The organism is Prevotella sp. HCN-7019 (assembly GCF_037890215.1).
Lineage (GTDB): Bacteria > Bacteroidota > Bacteroidia > Bacteroidales > Bacteroidaceae > Prevotella.
On the sequence record NZ_JBBKBO010000004.1, the window covers coordinates 103,439 to 118,937 of the forward strand.

12 protein-coding genes are annotated in these 15,499 nt (G+C 41.3%); 4 read left to right on the plus strand and 8 right to left on the minus strand.

Annotation, left to right across the window (positions count from 1 at the left end):
* Positions 1-212: 212 nt before the first annotated feature.
* Positions 213-938 carry a hypothetical protein gene (locus tag WKT13_RS07530; protein ID WP_340323430.1) on the plus strand — a complete coding sequence of 242 codons (726 nt, stop codon included), beginning with the start codon at positions 213-215 and terminating at the stop codon, positions 936-938.
* A gap of 149 nt (positions 939-1,087) precedes the next feature.
* On the opposite strand, the gene WKT13_RS07535 is transcribed toward WKT13_RS07530, so the two are convergent.
* From WKT13_RS07535 to gap, 6 genes are all read right to left on the minus strand, one after another.
* Entirely contained in the window at positions 1,088-2,521 is a 1,434-nt protein-coding gene (locus tag WKT13_RS07535) for a glycoside hydrolase family 57 protein (protein ID WP_340323431.1), read from the minus strand.
* A 19-nt stretch (positions 2,522-2,540) separates the two neighbouring features.
* Positions 2,541-3,812 (minus strand): glycosyltransferase family 4 protein, encoded by a 1,272-nt coding sequence (locus WKT13_RS07540; RefSeq protein ID WP_340323432.1) that lies wholly within the window; start codon positions 3,810-3,812, stop codon positions 2,541-2,543.
* 20 nt (positions 3,813-3,832) lie between these two features.
* On the minus strand, positions 3,833-5,776 hold the full coding sequence (locus WKT13_RS07545) for a glycogen debranching enzyme N-terminal domain-containing protein (RefSeq protein WP_340323433.1): 1,944 nt from the start codon (positions 5,774-5,776) through the stop codon (positions 3,833-3,835).
* Between the two features lie 581 nt (positions 5,777-6,357).
* Positions 6,358-7,293 carry a diacylglycerol/lipid kinase family protein gene (locus WKT13_RS07550; RefSeq protein ID WP_298618383.1) on the minus strand — a complete coding sequence of 312 codons (936 nt, stop codon included), beginning with the start codon at positions 7,291-7,293 and terminating at the stop codon, positions 6,358-6,360.
* A 7-nt stretch (positions 7,294-7,300) separates the two neighbouring features.
* The gene (gene miaA, locus WKT13_RS07555; RefSeq protein ID WP_298618382.1) at positions 7,301-8,233 is read right to left on the minus strand and encodes a tRNA (adenosine(37)-N6)-dimethylallyltransferase MiaA; all 933 of its coding nucleotides are present in this window, start codon (positions 8,231-8,233) and stop codon (positions 7,301-7,303) included.
* A gap of 136 nt (positions 8,234-8,369) precedes the next feature.
* On the minus strand, positions 8,370-9,380 hold the full coding sequence (gene gap / locus WKT13_RS07560; protein ID WP_340323434.1) for a type I glyceraldehyde-3-phosphate dehydrogenase: 1,011 nt from the start codon (positions 9,378-9,380) through the stop codon (positions 8,370-8,372).
* Between the two features lie 204 nt (positions 9,381-9,584).
* On the opposite strand from gap, the gene mscL reads away from it, so the two are divergent.
* A complete protein-coding gene (mscL, locus tag WKT13_RS07565; protein ID WP_298618381.1) occupies positions 9,585-10,007 on the plus strand; it encodes a large-conductance mechanosensitive channel protein MscL in 423 nt (140 codons plus the stop codon).
* A gap of 846 nt (positions 10,008-10,853) precedes the next feature.
* Positions 10,854-12,536, plus strand: a complete 1,683-nt coding sequence (locus WKT13_RS07570) for a SulP family inorganic anion transporter (RefSeq protein ID WP_340323435.1) — start codon at positions 10,854-10,856, stop codon at positions 12,534-12,536.
* A gap of 235 nt (positions 12,537-12,771) precedes the next feature.
* On the opposite strand, the gene WKT13_RS07575 is transcribed toward WKT13_RS07570, so the two are convergent.
* A complete protein-coding gene (locus WKT13_RS07575) occupies positions 12,772-13,335 on the minus strand; it encodes a hypothetical protein (protein WP_340323436.1) in 564 nt (187 codons plus the stop codon).
* A gap of 14 nt (positions 13,336-13,349) precedes the next feature.
* Entirely contained in the window at positions 13,350-14,639 is a 1,290-nt protein-coding gene (gene ftsZ, locus WKT13_RS07580) for a cell division protein FtsZ (protein WP_298618377.1), read from the minus strand.
* Between the two features lie 97 nt (positions 14,640-14,736).
* Between ftsZ and WKT13_RS07585 the strand changes: the two genes are divergently transcribed.
* Positions 14,737-15,210 (plus strand): hypothetical protein, encoded by a 474-nt coding sequence (locus tag WKT13_RS07585; RefSeq protein ID WP_340323437.1) that lies wholly within the window; start codon positions 14,737-14,739, stop codon positions 15,208-15,210.
* Positions 15,211-15,499: the final 289 nt, after the last annotated feature.

Here is a 15,499-nt window from a genome sequence, read left to right on the forward strand (position 1 = left end):
CGGTCTCATTTAAAGGCCGTCTGTTTTTTATTTATATCATGCCAGTAAAATATCCTCGTATAGATATTTTATAGGATGTATATAGAAAATAGCGGTTTTCCGTGAAGAGAAAGAAATCCTATAAATCTATTTTTGCATCAAAAATAACATGAAAGCGTCATGTAATATACTGTCAATCATAAACTGCGACAAACAAAACTCCTATATAACCTATGAAAATAAGAATAATACCTATCGCATATACAGTTCTGGCATGCTGGGCATGTCTGCTATCATGTGGTGAGAACACCTCTCCTCTATCATCAGGACCGTTGGGAGAACTTCCTGTAATTGTGTACGAAGCAGAAACAAGAATTGACGGACTACGTTCAAAACTGACAAATACAACCGACAGAGCAGAAACCACCGCCATAGTCATTGAAAGTGAAAGAATCAACAATGAAAAGAATGCTGCCATTGAGAAAATAGCCGGAACACTGAAAGAAACGTCCTTAAACAGCGAAGTAGCAGTGAACGTCCCGTTGAAACTGTTGCAGGATTTCAAAATCAAGGAGATTGATGCAAAGAACAACAAGGTTGCTTTAACGGCGGAAACCGAACTTACCGCTCCCGGAACTTACCTTAACAACGGTTCTTTGTTTCAATTAAGTGATATAAGAGTGGTTGTGTATGACGCTGACGGCATACCGTTCTGTGCTAACAAGAATGGAGGATTCTGTATAGACAAGACCTTGAAGTTCGCAGACAGTTATCCTCAAGGAACAAAAGGTTCTGTTTCGATAACTTTCGCAATCAGTTCGTGGAATGCACAACAAATGGGTAAACTCGGAAAGATTGTTGTCAGTACAAAAGACAGAGAAGACTATCTGCAGGCAATTAAAAAAGAATCTGATGCCAGGAATATCTATGAAAACGAAATAAAGAAAAACGAGAAATAAACTTTCTGAAAGATGTGTATACTATAAAACTACCTTAAAGCTGCAATAATAAAGAAAGGTCCCGAAAAACATTTCATTGTTTTCGGGACCTTGATTCTTTTATCTGTCTGTCCTGAAATATATGGTCAGGACAAAATATGTGTGCTCTGTTATTTTGCAGGAGTCTCAGTTGCCTTAGCCTTCTTTGCTGTGGAAGATGTTTTCTTTCTTGTTGTTTTGGCTGGCGCCGGCTTTGCAGCAGGTGCGGCCATTGCCTCCATCTCGGCACGGAGTTTAGCTTCTGCAGCTTCAATCTTCTCAATCTTTGTCTGAAGACGTACAATCTCCTTGTTCTTCATATCGATCTCCTCATCCTGATTCTTTATAGTCGTAAGCAGCGAACTGAGCTCTTCGTTGTCTATTTCGTCAGGATAAAGGGAGTTTACACGGCTGATGAAATCACCCAATATATTCATGTAATTGGTGAATGCATCGAACGCACTGCTGTATATTCCGCGGTCAAGGCCTACATTAGAAGGTTTTGTTGTCATCAGGCGGAAGTTGTTTGATGCCTGCAGATAATCCCAGTCCTGATTTATGCGCGGATCGTTTGCAATACGTACACGATCGGCAACACCATAAAGCTTATTGAAAGCCTCACGCTGCATAGGATTGCCGAGCCAGCTGCTGACGTCGCGTTCCTCGTCCGTCCAACTCAATGTATCTGGCACATCAAGCGTTCCGACACTGTTTACAGTCTCACATATCTCCGACGGAGTAGCAAATCCTATATTGCGGGCTTTGGCACATTCAGGAATAGCTTTGAGGAATTCGAGAATGTTGCTCGACAATGGCTGTGCAATACCAAGGGCAGAAAGTTCCATGAAAAGATTGATTATTCTCTCATCTTCATTGAGGTTTGCAATCTTGTCCACATAACGGTCTGCAAACAATGGGAATTCGTCCCACTCGCTATTATTGAAGCGCAGGGATATGTCATCACTGAGATTTACATCACGCAACAGCAGTTTCAGGTCTGGAGCAGTGGCACATGAATATACATAATGTGGAGATTTCCATCCGAGAACATGCTTGGCGCCTTCGGTGAGCATACCCTTAAATCCCATGTCTGCAGCCTGCAGACCAATATCATCGCTGTAAATGAGGGATGAATTTCGCAACACCTTAGGTGTCTGTCCGAAATATTCCTTCATCTTCTCACACTGTCTTTTAACCTCAGAAGCGAAACTGTCATGGTTTACGAGCGATGCGAGGCCATGAGAATAAGGCTCTGCCAGGAATTCCACGCATCCCGTTTCATTGAGTTCCTGAAGTTTTTCAATAACCTGAGGAGCATGCATCTCAAGCTGCTCCATACCAACACCAGACAGCGAGAAAGCCACTTTGAAATAACCGTTATTGGCTTTTATCATCTCGAGCAGGGTGTTGAGCGCCGGCATATATGAACGCTCTGCTATGTCGTTTATTCTGAACTCATTCTCATAATCATCATAATAATAATGATCTGTGCCGATATCAAAGAAACGATAACGTTTCAATTGTATCATCTGATGTATTTCGAAATATAAGCAAATCGTTTTCATAGATTCTTTGATTTATAGTTTATAGTTGATGGTTTATTGTACGTTCGTATAACTCCCGTATCCAGACGCCCACTTTCTCCCAAGTGATCTGGTCGACTTCTTTCTTTCCTTCGCTTTGCAGATATCGGAAGAGGCTCTCATTGCTACATATTGAATAAATGGCGTCTGCAAGAGCATGAATATCCCAATAGTCAACCTTGATGCAATTATTGAGAATTTCCGCACATCCGCTCTGCTTTGAAATTATAGTCGGGGTTCCGCACTGCATTGCCTCAAGCGGCGATATTCCAAACGGTTCGCTTACTGACGGCATAACGTATACATCGGAGTCTTTAAGACATTCATATACTTCTTTTCCTCGCATGAATCCCGGGAAATGGAAGCGGTCGGCAATACCACGTTCTGCAGCAAGGTATATCATCGCATTCATCATGTCACCACTACCAGCCATACAGAAACGCACATTCCTTGTACGATGCAGAACCATATTGGCAGCTTCAACAAAATATTCCGGACCTTTCTGCATTGTAAGGCGTCCGAGGAATGTAACAACTTTCTCCTTACCTGTATGATCCGGTCGTGGAATGTCCTGAAGCTCCTGTCTCAAAGGATAAACGGCATTGTGAACAGTGAAACATTTGCGCGGATCCTGATGGTACTGGTTGATCACAGTCTGACGTGTCAGTTCTGACACACACATTATACAGTCTGCATTGTCCATACCGTCTTTCTCTATGGAATACACTGTCGGATTGACTTTTCCGCGCGAACGGTCAAAGTCAGTCGCATGGACATGTATGCACAGAGGCTTTCCGCTTACATATTTTGCGTTTATTCCAGCCGGATAAGTAAGCCAGTCGTGAGCATGTATGATATCAAATTCCTGTTGTCTAGCAACAACACCGGCAATAATAGAATAATTGTTGATTTCTTCATGCAGATTAGAGGGATAACCTCCGGCAAACTCCATACATCCGAGATCATTGACATGCATATAGTTGAAATCCGCATATATATGATCACGCAGTTGGAAATACAGATCCGGAGACATTATATTACCCACCCTGCTTTGAACATAATCATAGCTGACATCACGCCATGCAATAGGAACTGCATTCATTGCCAGAATGTTGGCAGCATGTTTGCTTTCGTCTCCCCAAGGCTTTGGAAGGCATAAGGTTATGTCAATATCACCCTGCGCATGAAGACCTTCCGAAATTCCATAATTTGCAGTAGCCAGTCCACCGTATACGTGAGGAGGATACTCCCATCCGAACATCAAGACTTTCATAACTAAAATCCTCCTTTATATTAATATTTATATTTTTCAAGAAACTCTAATGTACGCAATATCTCCGCAACATTTATGGCAAAAGATATGGCACCTCTTCCATTGAATGGCGGATTTCCATCAAACAGCTCCGGAATGGTTCCGACACAATGACGTGTCATCTCATCTTCGTAACCGACCATCTGACGTTCAATGAAACTTAACCTTGTACGTTTGTGAAGTCTCAGACATGCTTCCATATAGAATCCACCAAGCCATGGCCAAGCCGTTCCCTGATGATAGGCATGATCTCTTTGCGTCTGAGGTCCTACATACATAGGGTTATAACCTCCGCTTTTCGGTGAAAGCGAACGCAATCCCTTTGGAGTAAGAAGCTCTCTGGTACACAAATCAAGCACACTCTTCTTCTGTGCCTTATTTAAAGGAGAATATTCCAAAGCAACGGCAAATATCATATTAGGACGTACACTCCAGTCCACATTGTCACCATCAACATAATCAAACAGATATCCATATTCGTTGAGGAATGTGTCAACAAAAGAGTGCATGCACAACTCTGCCATCTTCTCCAGTCTTGAAGCAGCCTCAAGATCGCCACCTGTAGTAGCAATAGAAGAGCAGAAGCATAATGCGTTGTACCACAATGCATTGAATTCAACGATGTAACCTGTTCTCGGAACAACCGGACGACCATTCACGGTTGAATTCATCCACGTTACAGCTTTATCGCGTCCGTTACTGTATAAAAGTCCGTTTTCCTTCAGTATAAGATTCGGGTGCTTTCCATCAATAATGTAATAAACAATATCCTTCAACAAAGAGCCATACATCTGGAAACATTTTTCGCTTCCGACATGACGTTCGTATTGTTGTATTGCCCATACTGCCCATAACAGGACATCTGGCTGATCAATCTCATAAATCTTAACCGTAAGCGGTTTTCCTTCCATGAATTCACGTAATCCGCGCTCAGCCGTCTTCATTACAAGCTCAAAATAATCCTGCTCCTCAATGGAAAGAGTCAATCCCGGAAGTGCGATGAATGTATCACGTGCACGGCTTTTGAACCATGGATAACCGGCAAGAATATATCTGTCGTCATTGCTTGCTCTGTTATGGAACTGATGCGCTGCATTGACAAGACAATGGAAGAAATTGTCTCTTGGACTGCGTTCGCTCACTTCCTTATCGAAAAGTTCTTTCAACTCTCCAGTATTACTTACCGATGTTGAAGCTGCAAAAACAACACTCTCACCTTTCTTTATGTCCATTTCAAAGTATCCGGGAACATACAGATCTTCATTTGAAGCATATCCGCGTTCCTGCTCTTTAGGATATTCTACATTATGATACCAATCCGGTTGGAACACAAACTGATTGTCTTTACTGAACTGCATGTAAAGATCGGGATATCCGGGATACATGCATGTTGAGATTCCGTTTTCCACATTGGAATAATCTCTTGAAGCCACGGAGTTCTCATGAGTGAACTGTCTCACGCTACGGAACGCAAGAAACGGCTTAAAACGCAACTTTGTCTCCGAATGTGCGTCAACCAACGTATACCGTATAAGAATTCGATCCTCATAATGCTGGAAAACAACTTCCTTCTTCAACAAAACGCCTCCAACACGATATAATGTTGTAGGAACCTTATTACAATCAAACTCACGAATGTATTTATGTCCTTTCGGATTGTAATTATCACCGCTATACTTGTGAAGTCCGAGATTGAACTCGGCTCCGTGCTGTATAACAGTTGTATCTAGAGAGGACAAAAGGACATGATTTTCATCATCCAACTCAGGAACAGGAACAACTAGCAGGCCATGATACTTGCGTGTATTACAGTCAACTATTGTCGAACATGAATAAGCTCCCGAGCGATTGGTCCGAAGCAATTCTCTTGAGAGAGACTCTTCAAGATTTGTCATCAGAGCTTTTTCAAATCGCAAATAACCCATAGTTTTAAAGGTTTTTTATTAAATAATTATTATGGTTAGCTATCTTTATAGATCGTACATTAACATTTCCAAAGGTAATAATTTTTGGTATAAACGCAAAAAAAATACATGGTTATTTTCGAAATTATTTCATTTTAAACTCCCATTAAGAAGCCTATCTGTAAATCATTTCCCTGCAGTAAGAGAATTATGAGTTAAATTCAATGACATCATGACAAAAGAACGGTTCTAAAGAAAATTAGAACAAAAAAATGACATACACTCCAAAACAACAAACGAACATCACAACATTTTATCAAAAAAACATATTCAAAGAGACGCATCAAATCACATATAAACAATAAATGTAAAGAAAAGCCCATACACATAAAAACAGTATGAACTAATACAGAAAAACACAGCAGAGCTATTCCAACACAGAATCACAATAACAACATAAAAACCATGCAGAATAAAGAGAAAAACTTACAAGCAAAAAACATCCTTTTCCAGCCCAAACAACAATCGTCGTATAGCCCAGAAATCAAATACAGACATGAAAAAAGACAGAATCACTACATGACAACTGTCTGAAACAGCTATCACTCCGGTATTATAAAGTTGACTACTTCCTGTTCCACTGTTATACAGAACGGTCCTACAGGAGACTTCATCAATCGCCCATCGATACCGACAGGAGCCTTTTGTGCTTCCAAGACATCGACTTTCTGCGTCCGATACGGATGCACACTCTTATGGTTTAGAAATTTTCCTTTAAGAAACATGTATATTCCTTCGAACAACTGTGTCATCTCCGGATGATATACAACAGACACATCGAGCATGCCGTTATAAGGAACAGCATTCGGAGTCTGCCCATAACCAGAAGCATTTCCAACACACACAGTCATGACATTGCGCCTCACGACGTCTGTATTGATTTTCAGATGCATCTTATATTCCATACGCTGAAATATCATAAGAATGAAAGAGGAAATGTAGGAAAGCGTACGTGATCCGAAGAAATGACGTGTCTGACGACGTATATTCATCACGGAAGCTATGAAACCGATGTTAACACAATTGAGGAAATATCTTCTGCAGGCCTCACCCTTTCTGTTTGTGTATCTCACGCATCCAAGATCGATCTTTCTGACACGATGGTTTTTCAATGCCACCACAGCCTTCTCCAGCTCACTTTCCTTAAATCCCCAGAAATGCGCGAAATCGTTGATTATTCCATTAGGTATCACACCTATGGATATCTCGTCACGAACCTTTGTCTCCATCTGCATAAGACAATTCACAGCATCGTTAAGCGCAGAGTCACCACCAACAATAACAATTGTCTTATAGCCATTGTTTATCATCATTCTGACAAGTCTTTCCACGCCCGCCATGCTCTCACTCTGCACAAAATCGTAGTCAATACCATTATCCCGCAAGCATTTCTCTATCTTATTCCATCGCTTGCTTCTGTGCCTCTTGTCATCACGTTTCGGACAATAAAGAATGCCCCATCGCTTGTCATTATTCATATTGATGCTATGATTGTGTAACTATTAGTTTCATGATATATTCCAGTTTCTCATCCATCGACATGTGCCAATCAACCCAATTGATTGTAAAACCACGACGCTCCATGCCACGAAACCATGTCATCTGACGTTTTGCAAACTGGTGTATTGCAATCTCAAGCCCCTTGAACATCTCATCACGTGTGGTACGACCTGTCACGTATTCTGTCACGTACTTGTACTCCAATCCATAATAAATCAGATCTTCTGCACTGACACCACTTTCAAGAAGTCCTTCAACTTCTTCAACAAGGCCATGTTCAAGACGCTGTCTAAGACGTTCGGTTATTCTTGCCCGACGGCTTTCACGATCAATATCAACGCCAATTATTACAGACTCTACTGGAGGAAATTCTGTATTTGACGACGGATGATGCAGATTATACTCCTCTATCTCTATTGCCCTTACTGCCCTTTGTGCCGTGTCTACATCTGAACGATTGTGCATACATGAATTATTACGCGCCTTCAAATCAACAAGAATTTCGGTAAGTTCCTCCAAAGTCTTACCAGAAAGTCTCTGCCGCAGTTCCGGATTCTGTGGTACAGTAGACAACGAATAACCTTTAAGCACAGTCTCTATATAAAGCCCAGAGCCTCCACACAATATCGGCATTACACCTCGTTGCGCAAGTTCTGCATATACTTTGTGAAAATCACGCTGATATTCATATATATTATACTTATCGCCTGGACGAGCAATGTCTATAAGATGATACTTTATCTGTCGACCGTTTACTACATAATCGTCCAAATCCTTACCAGTTCCGACAGTCATTCCACTATAGACCTGCCGTGAATCGGCACTGATTATCTCAGCTCCGATCTTATAAGCCAGAGCTGCAGCAAGTGCGGTTTTTCCGCTTGCCGTCGGTCCCAATATTGTTATCATCTTTGGCATCTGCCGACAAAAATAATAAAAAAAAGCCGTCCGGCAATACCGGACGGCCTGTTTTTATTAACGTAAACGGGGTTTTGTGTCACTCATACGAAAATCATACAGTCTCCGAAGACGACACTATACTCCATTTTCGGATTTATCCGTTAACTTTCTTCATGTGAGCGATGAGTTCGAGAACCTTGTTAGAGTAACCGATCTCATTGTCATACCAAGAAACAACCTTTACGAATGTGTCTGTCAGAGCGATACCTGCTTTTGCATCGAAGATAGAAGTACGTGTGTCGCCCAGGAAGTCAGAAGAAACAACAGCATCCTCTGTGTAACCCAGTACGCCTTTGAGTTCGCTTTCAGAAGCTTCCTTCATAGCAGCGCAGATTTCAGCATATGTAGCCGGTTTTGCGAGGTTAACTGTCAGGTCAACAACAGAAACGTCCAGAGTCGGAACACGCATTGACATACCAGTCAGCTTGCCGTTGAGTTCAGGAATAACCTTACCTACAGCCTTAGCAGCACCTGTAGAAGACGGGATGATGTTGCCAGAAGCAGCACGACCACCACGCCAGTCTTTCATAGAAGGACCGTCAACAGTCTTCTGTGTTGCAGTTGTAGAGTGAACAGTTGTCATCAAACCGTCTGTGATACCGAACTTGTCGTTCAGAACCTTGGCGATAGGAGCCAGACAGTTTGTTGTGCAAGATGCGTTAGATACGAACTGTGTGCCCTTTACATACTTGTCGAAGTTAACACCGCAAACGAACATTGGAGTATCGTCCTTTGAAGGAGCAGACATAACTACGTACTTAGCACCAGCCTCGATATGAGCCTGAGCCTTTTCCTTTGTGAGGAACAGACCTGTTGATTCAACAACATATTCAGCCTCAACTTCGTTCCACTTCAGGTCAGCCGGGTTGCGCTCAGCTGTTACACGAATTTCCTTGCCATTTACAATGAGCTTGCTGTTTTCAACGTCAACATCGATTGTACCATTGAAAGCACCGTGCATTGTGTCATACTTCAGCATGTAAGCCAAGTAGTCAACCGGGCAAAGATCGTTGATACCTACTACCTGAATGTCATCGCGGTTCTGTGCAGCGCGAAAAACGAAACGGCCGATACGACCAAATCCGTTAATACCAATTTTAATCATTTTACTTTATGTTTTATAAAGGGTTAAATATATATTATCCTTCAGAATCAGGTGGTTGTCAAGCCGGTGAAATCCAAGATATCTGTACGGCTTGCGGCGGATGCCGCAAATCAATCCACTTTTCTTCTTTTTACGCGTGCAAAGTTACAAAATAAATTCTATATTTGCATCGAAATACAGTATTAAATAATATAAAATTCAAACATGAACAGTTTCTTTAAAGAGTTCAAGGATTTTGCCATCAGGGGCAATGTTGTCGACATGGCCGTTGGTGTTATCATCGGAGGAGCTTTCGGAAAGATTGTCTCGTCTGTTGTAAACGATATTATAATGCCACCAATAGGATGGATAATAGGTGGTGTGAACTTCAAGGATCTGAAGGTTACACTACCTGCACTTCCCACCGGCAGCGAAACAGCAACACCTGCAACAATAAATTACGGCAGCTTCATACAGACTGTCATAGACTTCACTATCATCGCCTTTTGCGTTTTTCTAATCATAAAACTGATAAACAAACTAGTGAAGAAGAAATCAGCCGAAAAAGAAAAGCCCGCGACTCCAGTACCGTCTAAAGAAGAAATACTACTTACGGAAATACGCGATCTGCTGAAAGAAAAAAAATAAGACACGCATTACCACAATCTCTGTTTCAGAGCCCGGCCATATATGACCGGGCTCTATTTTTCATACCCATATATATATAAAATGTATCGTTCTACACACACCATATAATAACATATTTGTATACACAGAAATAAACATACAATTACAGTCTTACGCAGTCTTATCCATATAGTACCATAGGTCAGAATTAACTTAAACTTCGGAAATTTTTAACACTTTGTTCTTATCGCTTCCGAAAACACGAAACAGCATTAAATCATCTCTTATTGTCAGTAAATATGACACCTGCAAATCATTTTCTGCTATACATCGCACCAAAAAGGCTTTTTCATCACACAAAACAGTCATAATGACATCGCAAAATGCAGCGTTTTGCATCACAATAAAGGCAGTTTTGAGACGTCATAAAGACCAATCTACATTACCGACTTCATGCTTAGGAAAACCAAGACTCACAATACGCTGAAAAACAACACCTTAAATAAATTGTTCATTTTTGCGCAATATGCAACAAAATAAAACGCGACACAGAATATGTCAGTTTTGCGCACATTTCATCCCAGCATCCAGATGTTATGATTAATGTATTTCGCATATCTATGATAAATACACGCTCAACAATAAAAAACAATTATCCTTTCATACCGGAATACTCTTACGTCAGAATGCATATACTGACATCAAACGTCACAATTTGACATGTCGTGTTAGCAATTTAGGGTAAAAACCTCATAAATGATTTTGTTTCTATTCACAAAAGTATTACCTTTGCAAGGTAAATTAATAAAATTTTACAGTTATTTCATTTTATAAAACATTCATATTTCATTAAAGACAAAAGCAAAAATGAAAGTATTGGCATTCAAACCAAAATTGATTTCCACCTTGAAAGACTACAACAAAAAAACGTTTATGTCTGACGTCATGGCCGGTGTGATAGTAGGTATTGTGGCCCTTCCATTGGCCATAGCCTTCGGTATTGCTTCCGGAGTGACTCCGGAGAAAGGAATCATCACCGCCATTGTAGCCGGTTTCATCATATCGATGGCTGGCGGAAGCAAAGTACAGATAGGCGGACCGACAGGAGCATTCATAGTAATAATATATGGTATAATACAACAGTACGGCATACAGGGACTCACCATAGCAACACTTATGGCTGGTGTGTTTCTTCTATTATTCGGCCTTCTGCGGCTTGGTACCATTATAAAATTCATACCCTACCCTATAATTGTAGGATTCACGAGCGGAATTGCCGTAACAATCTTCACTACACAGATAAAAGACCTGTTCGGCCTGTCAATGACAGAGGTACCGTCTGACTTTATCGAGAAATGGATAGCTTATTTCCAAAGCCTCGACACTATTGACGCTTGGAGTGCCATAATAGGAGTGGTAAGCATCATAATCATTGCCATAACACCGCGGTTCAGCAAGAAGATTCCCGGCTCACTCATCGCCATAATTCTGATGACACTGTTTGCACTCATACTTAAAAACGTATTTGGAATCGCATCAGTAGAAACCATCGGCGACCGTTTTGCCATAAATTCAGAACTACCAGACGCACAGTTGCCCGAAATAACATGGGAAACTGTAAAAGCTCTTGTATCGCCGGCCTTTACCATTGCCATACTCGGAGCCATAGAGAGTCTGCTTTCAGCAACAGTGGCAGACGGTGTGATTGGTGACCATCACGACTCCAATACAGAACTCATAGGCCAGGGTCTGGCCAACCTTGCCACACCAATTTTCGGTGGAATACCGGCAACCGGCGCGATTGCACGCACCATGACCAACATAAACAACGGTGGCCGCACACCTGTCGCCGGCATCGTGCACGCTGTTGTACTGTTGCTCATCTTCATGTTTCTGATGCCGTTGGCAAAATACATCCCAATGACATGTCTTGCAGGAGTTCTCGTTGTAGTATCATACGGCATGTGCGGCTGGCGTTCGTTCGTAATGCTTCTGAAAAATCCAAAGAGCGACATCACCGTACTTGTCATAACATTCCTGCTCACAATAATATTCGACCTGACAATAGCAATTGAAGTAGGATTGGTTATTGCCTGTCTGCTTTTCATGAGACGTATGGCAGAGACAACTGATGTAAAAGTAGTGCTCGACGAAATAGATCCGTACGAAGATACCGATCTGAAACACGAAAACAACGAACACCTCATCATACCGAAAGGTGTAGAAGTGTATGAAATCAATGGTCCTTACTTCTTCGGCGCCGGCAACAGATTTGAGGAAATCATGGCAAATATGGGTGACAGACCAAAAGTACGCATAATAAGAATGAGAAAAGTGCCCTTTGTAGATTCTACCGGCATACACAATCTATCGAACCTGTGTCTTATGAGTCAGAAAGAAGGCATACAGATTGTACTCTCCGGTGTCAACCCGAAGGTGCACAAAGTGCTCGAGCATGCAGGGTTCTACGACATGATAGGCGAAGAGAACATTTGCAGCCACATCAACATAGCCCTTGCAAAAGCAAAGGAGATTGTAGAAAAACAGTAATACGGCACATTATCAGAGACTGATAAATATGAAAATATTCTATTGATAAATAAAAATATAAAAGGGAAAGCTTTAAGGCTTTCCCTTTTATATTTATTTTATATGTTTACTTTCCAACCAATCAGAACGCATTCCTTAATAAATTTTCAGCCACTAAATACCATTAATATGAAAATTGAGAAAAATCTCATCTGCACCTACGTAGGATTTGGAGGATACTGTAATCAGCAGCCTGTTACATGTACTCAACAAGTTCTCTTGGTAGTTCTATTGTCTTCTTACGCTCAAACCACTGTTTGTTACTGCCGTTTATATGTTTTACGGTATGTCCTGCTATAATATAATAACGTAAGGCATAAGCGTCCATGTGTTCTGCAAAGGCAGCCTTTATGCGTGAACACTTCTCATTGACTGCATTATTGAGCGGATTTGTAAGCCGTTCGACACTCTCACTTATCACTTGCTGACTCACTCTGTTGCACATCGGAGTGTAAATTTCCGCAAGTTCGTCGGCATAGTCGCGTAGCCTTTTAAACTCAATACCTTCCTCATGCTTCAGAAAAAGAATATACAGTGCTTTATGCAGAGGCGAGAGTTCCACTTCCCTATTCCATTTTGTAAGTATAAAACGAAAGTCGGAAGTTATACGCAAACCGCTCAGATTGGCACGCGCCGCCTCTACACACAGTCGTTCAAGATTAGCGCCACCAATGCCTTGCAGCATAAGGTCATAACGGCCTTCCGCCTGAAACTCCCTGCATATTATTGACAGAAGTTTCACTTTTTTTTCATTGTTCATACGCCTCACCCGAATTACTCGTCATGATCTTCAAAAATAGTCGTAGAGAATTTCTTCCAGTAATCTTTCATTTTGTCCACAATGTGTTTCGATGAAGGCAGTTCTTCTTTCTCAACGTCATTATCGTCCACTATCACACTATCAGTTTCCTGCTCATGACTTTCATCTGCTTTGTCTGCCAATTCATTCATTTCCTGTTTTTCCATATTCCTGATATCGTCATTCTGTTTACGCCGTCCCTTACCATACAACTTCTCAATGATCATGTTCAGATATTCCCCATCAGTAAGGTCAAGCTCTTTCATCTTATCCTCATCCCACAATTTGTTCTCGAAACCTGTGGCAAGAATAGTCAGTTTCACGTCTTGCCCGAGAGTATCATCCTGGGCGATACCCCATATTACGTCAATGTCGGGATTGAGCGAATCCGTAAATGCGTCAATCTCATCCATCTCATCCACATACAGCTCTGCTTCAGAACTTGTATATATATTGAACAGTATTCTCTGCGCCTTGTCAATATCGCTTCCGTATAACAAAGGTGAGTTGAGCGCATCCTCAAAAGCCTTTTCCACACGATGCTGTCCAGACGCTCTTCCCATAGCCATGATAGCTCCTCCACCGTTACGCATAGTCGTCTCAACATCCCGGAAGTCCGTATCTATATTTCCGGTAATGGTAATAAGTTCTGATATACTTCTTGTTGCATTACACAATACCTGATCGGCACGTCTGAAGGCTTCTGTCACCGGAATGTGTTCACTGTTGTATACATTGCAGATCTGCTGATTGTTTATTATCAGCAGAGCATCTACATTCTTACGCATCTCTTCAAGACCTTTAAGAGCCTTCAGGATTTTTCGGCGTTTCTCAAAATAGAACGGCAACGTTACAATTCCAATAGTAAGGATTCCCATCTGCCTTGCTACTCCTGCAACAAACGGAGCAGCTCCAGTGCCGGTGCCGCTACCCATTCCGGCTGTGATGAAAGCCATCTGTGTACCATCACTGAACAGCCTCTGCAGTTCTTCCACATTCAACTCTGCCTCCTTACGTCCACGCTCAGGGTCGGCTCCGGCTCCCAACCCGGTCTTTCCCAGCAACACCTTATGAGGCACCGGTGAAGAGTTGAGCGATGCAGTGTTGGTATCGCACACACAAAAACTAACTCCATCAATACCTTCCCGGAACATATTGCTGGCAGCATTACATCCACCTCCACCTACACCGACAACCTTTATTATCTTTCTTTTGGACAAATCCTCAGGTATAGGAAAATCCAATAAGCCCAAATTCTCTTCCATAACTCTAAAGAATAAATAAATGTATATGCAAAACTAATCTTTTTATTTCCGCTAACAATATAAAATTGAAAAACAAACCTTGCAAAGCATTAAAAATATGATATTGGTATCATTATGTATCCCCCTTGAAATAAATATATATTTTTATATTCAGTATTCATGCACCATACAACATCAAAACAAGAAAATACGTGTTATAGCTGACTCTATAGAAACAAAACGGATATTGGCTACAATAAAAACAGCAAAAATTAATTCCATATATGCGTTGTTGCTTTCTTCTGTAATAGAAGCTATCGGGGCAGTTACAGATTTTCAGTATCATGAGATTTTTCTGCCAGAGTTTTCTGTTCTACCCACAAAAATAAGCGAATATTTGCAGGCAGACTCTCCTTCGAACGCAAATACTCGAGAAATGACAGACTTGCACAAAGCACTGAACATCAATAACTTACATTTAGAGACTATTTTCTCGCCTTACAATATGCACCGTTTCGGCATGCGATACAGCCCATTTCAGGGCCTCAAATGCACTATATCACACCCTGATACAGGCGCAAACAGAGGCTAAAACGGGCATTATTGGAATGGCAGACACATCATCCGGCATTCCATTAATGTATATACAACAATACAGTACGGGCGGAACGGGCTTTTCCTATGTCGGATTTACATTTCCTCACACCTATTTTGCGATTTTATTTTGTCAAAATAAAGTCAAGAAAAACTGTAAGTTCACCAAGCGGGTTTTCTTTAAAAACGCCTACATTACGCATGAGGAGAGATTGGGAAGAGTGTACACGTATATGAGAATTTATATGTGTCGGCAATTTTACTTTATTGTTACATGAGCAGAATCG

Coding starts and splice junctions, on each gene's coding strand:
- WKT13_RS07530 (WP_340323430.1), top strand. CDS start 213: ATGAAAATAAGAATAATACCTATCGCATATACAGTTCTGGCATGCTGG.
- WKT13_RS07535 (WP_340323431.1), bottom strand. CDS start 2,521: ATGAAAACGATTTGCTTATATTTCGAAATACATCAGATGATACAATTG.
- WKT13_RS07540 (WP_340323432.1), bottom strand. CDS start 3,812: ATGAAAGTCTTGATGTTCGGATGGGAGTATCCTCCTCACGTATACGGT.
- WKT13_RS07545 (WP_340323433.1), bottom strand. CDS start 5,776: ATGGGTTATTTGCGATTTGAAAAAGCTCTGATGACAAATCTTGAAGAG.
- WKT13_RS07550 (WP_298618383.1), bottom strand. CDS start 7,293: ATGAATAATGACAAGCGATGGGGCATTCTTTATTGTCCGAAACGTGAT.
- miaA (WP_298618382.1), bottom strand. CDS start 8,233: ATGCCAAAGATGATAACAATATTGGGACCGACGGCAAGCGGAAAAACC.
- gap (WP_340323434.1), bottom strand. CDS start 9,380: ATGATTAAAATTGGTATTAACGGATTTGGTCGTATCGGCCGTTTCGTT.
- mscL (WP_298618381.1), top strand. CDS start 9,585: ATGAACAGTTTCTTTAAAGAGTTCAAGGATTTTGCCATCAGGGGCAAT.
- WKT13_RS07570 (WP_340323435.1), top strand. CDS start 10,854: ATGAAAGTATTGGCATTCAAACCAAAATTGATTTCCACCTTGAAAGAC.
- WKT13_RS07575 (WP_340323436.1), bottom strand. CDS start 13,335: ATGAACAATGAAAAAAAAGTGAAACTTCTGTCAATAATATGCAGGGAG.
- ftsZ (WP_298618377.1), bottom strand. CDS start 14,639: ATGGAAGAGAATTTGGGCTTATTGGATTTTCCTATACCTGAGGATTTG.
- WKT13_RS07585 (WP_340323437.1), top strand. CDS start 14,737: ATGATATTGGTATCATTATGTATCCCCCTTGAAATAAATATATATTTT.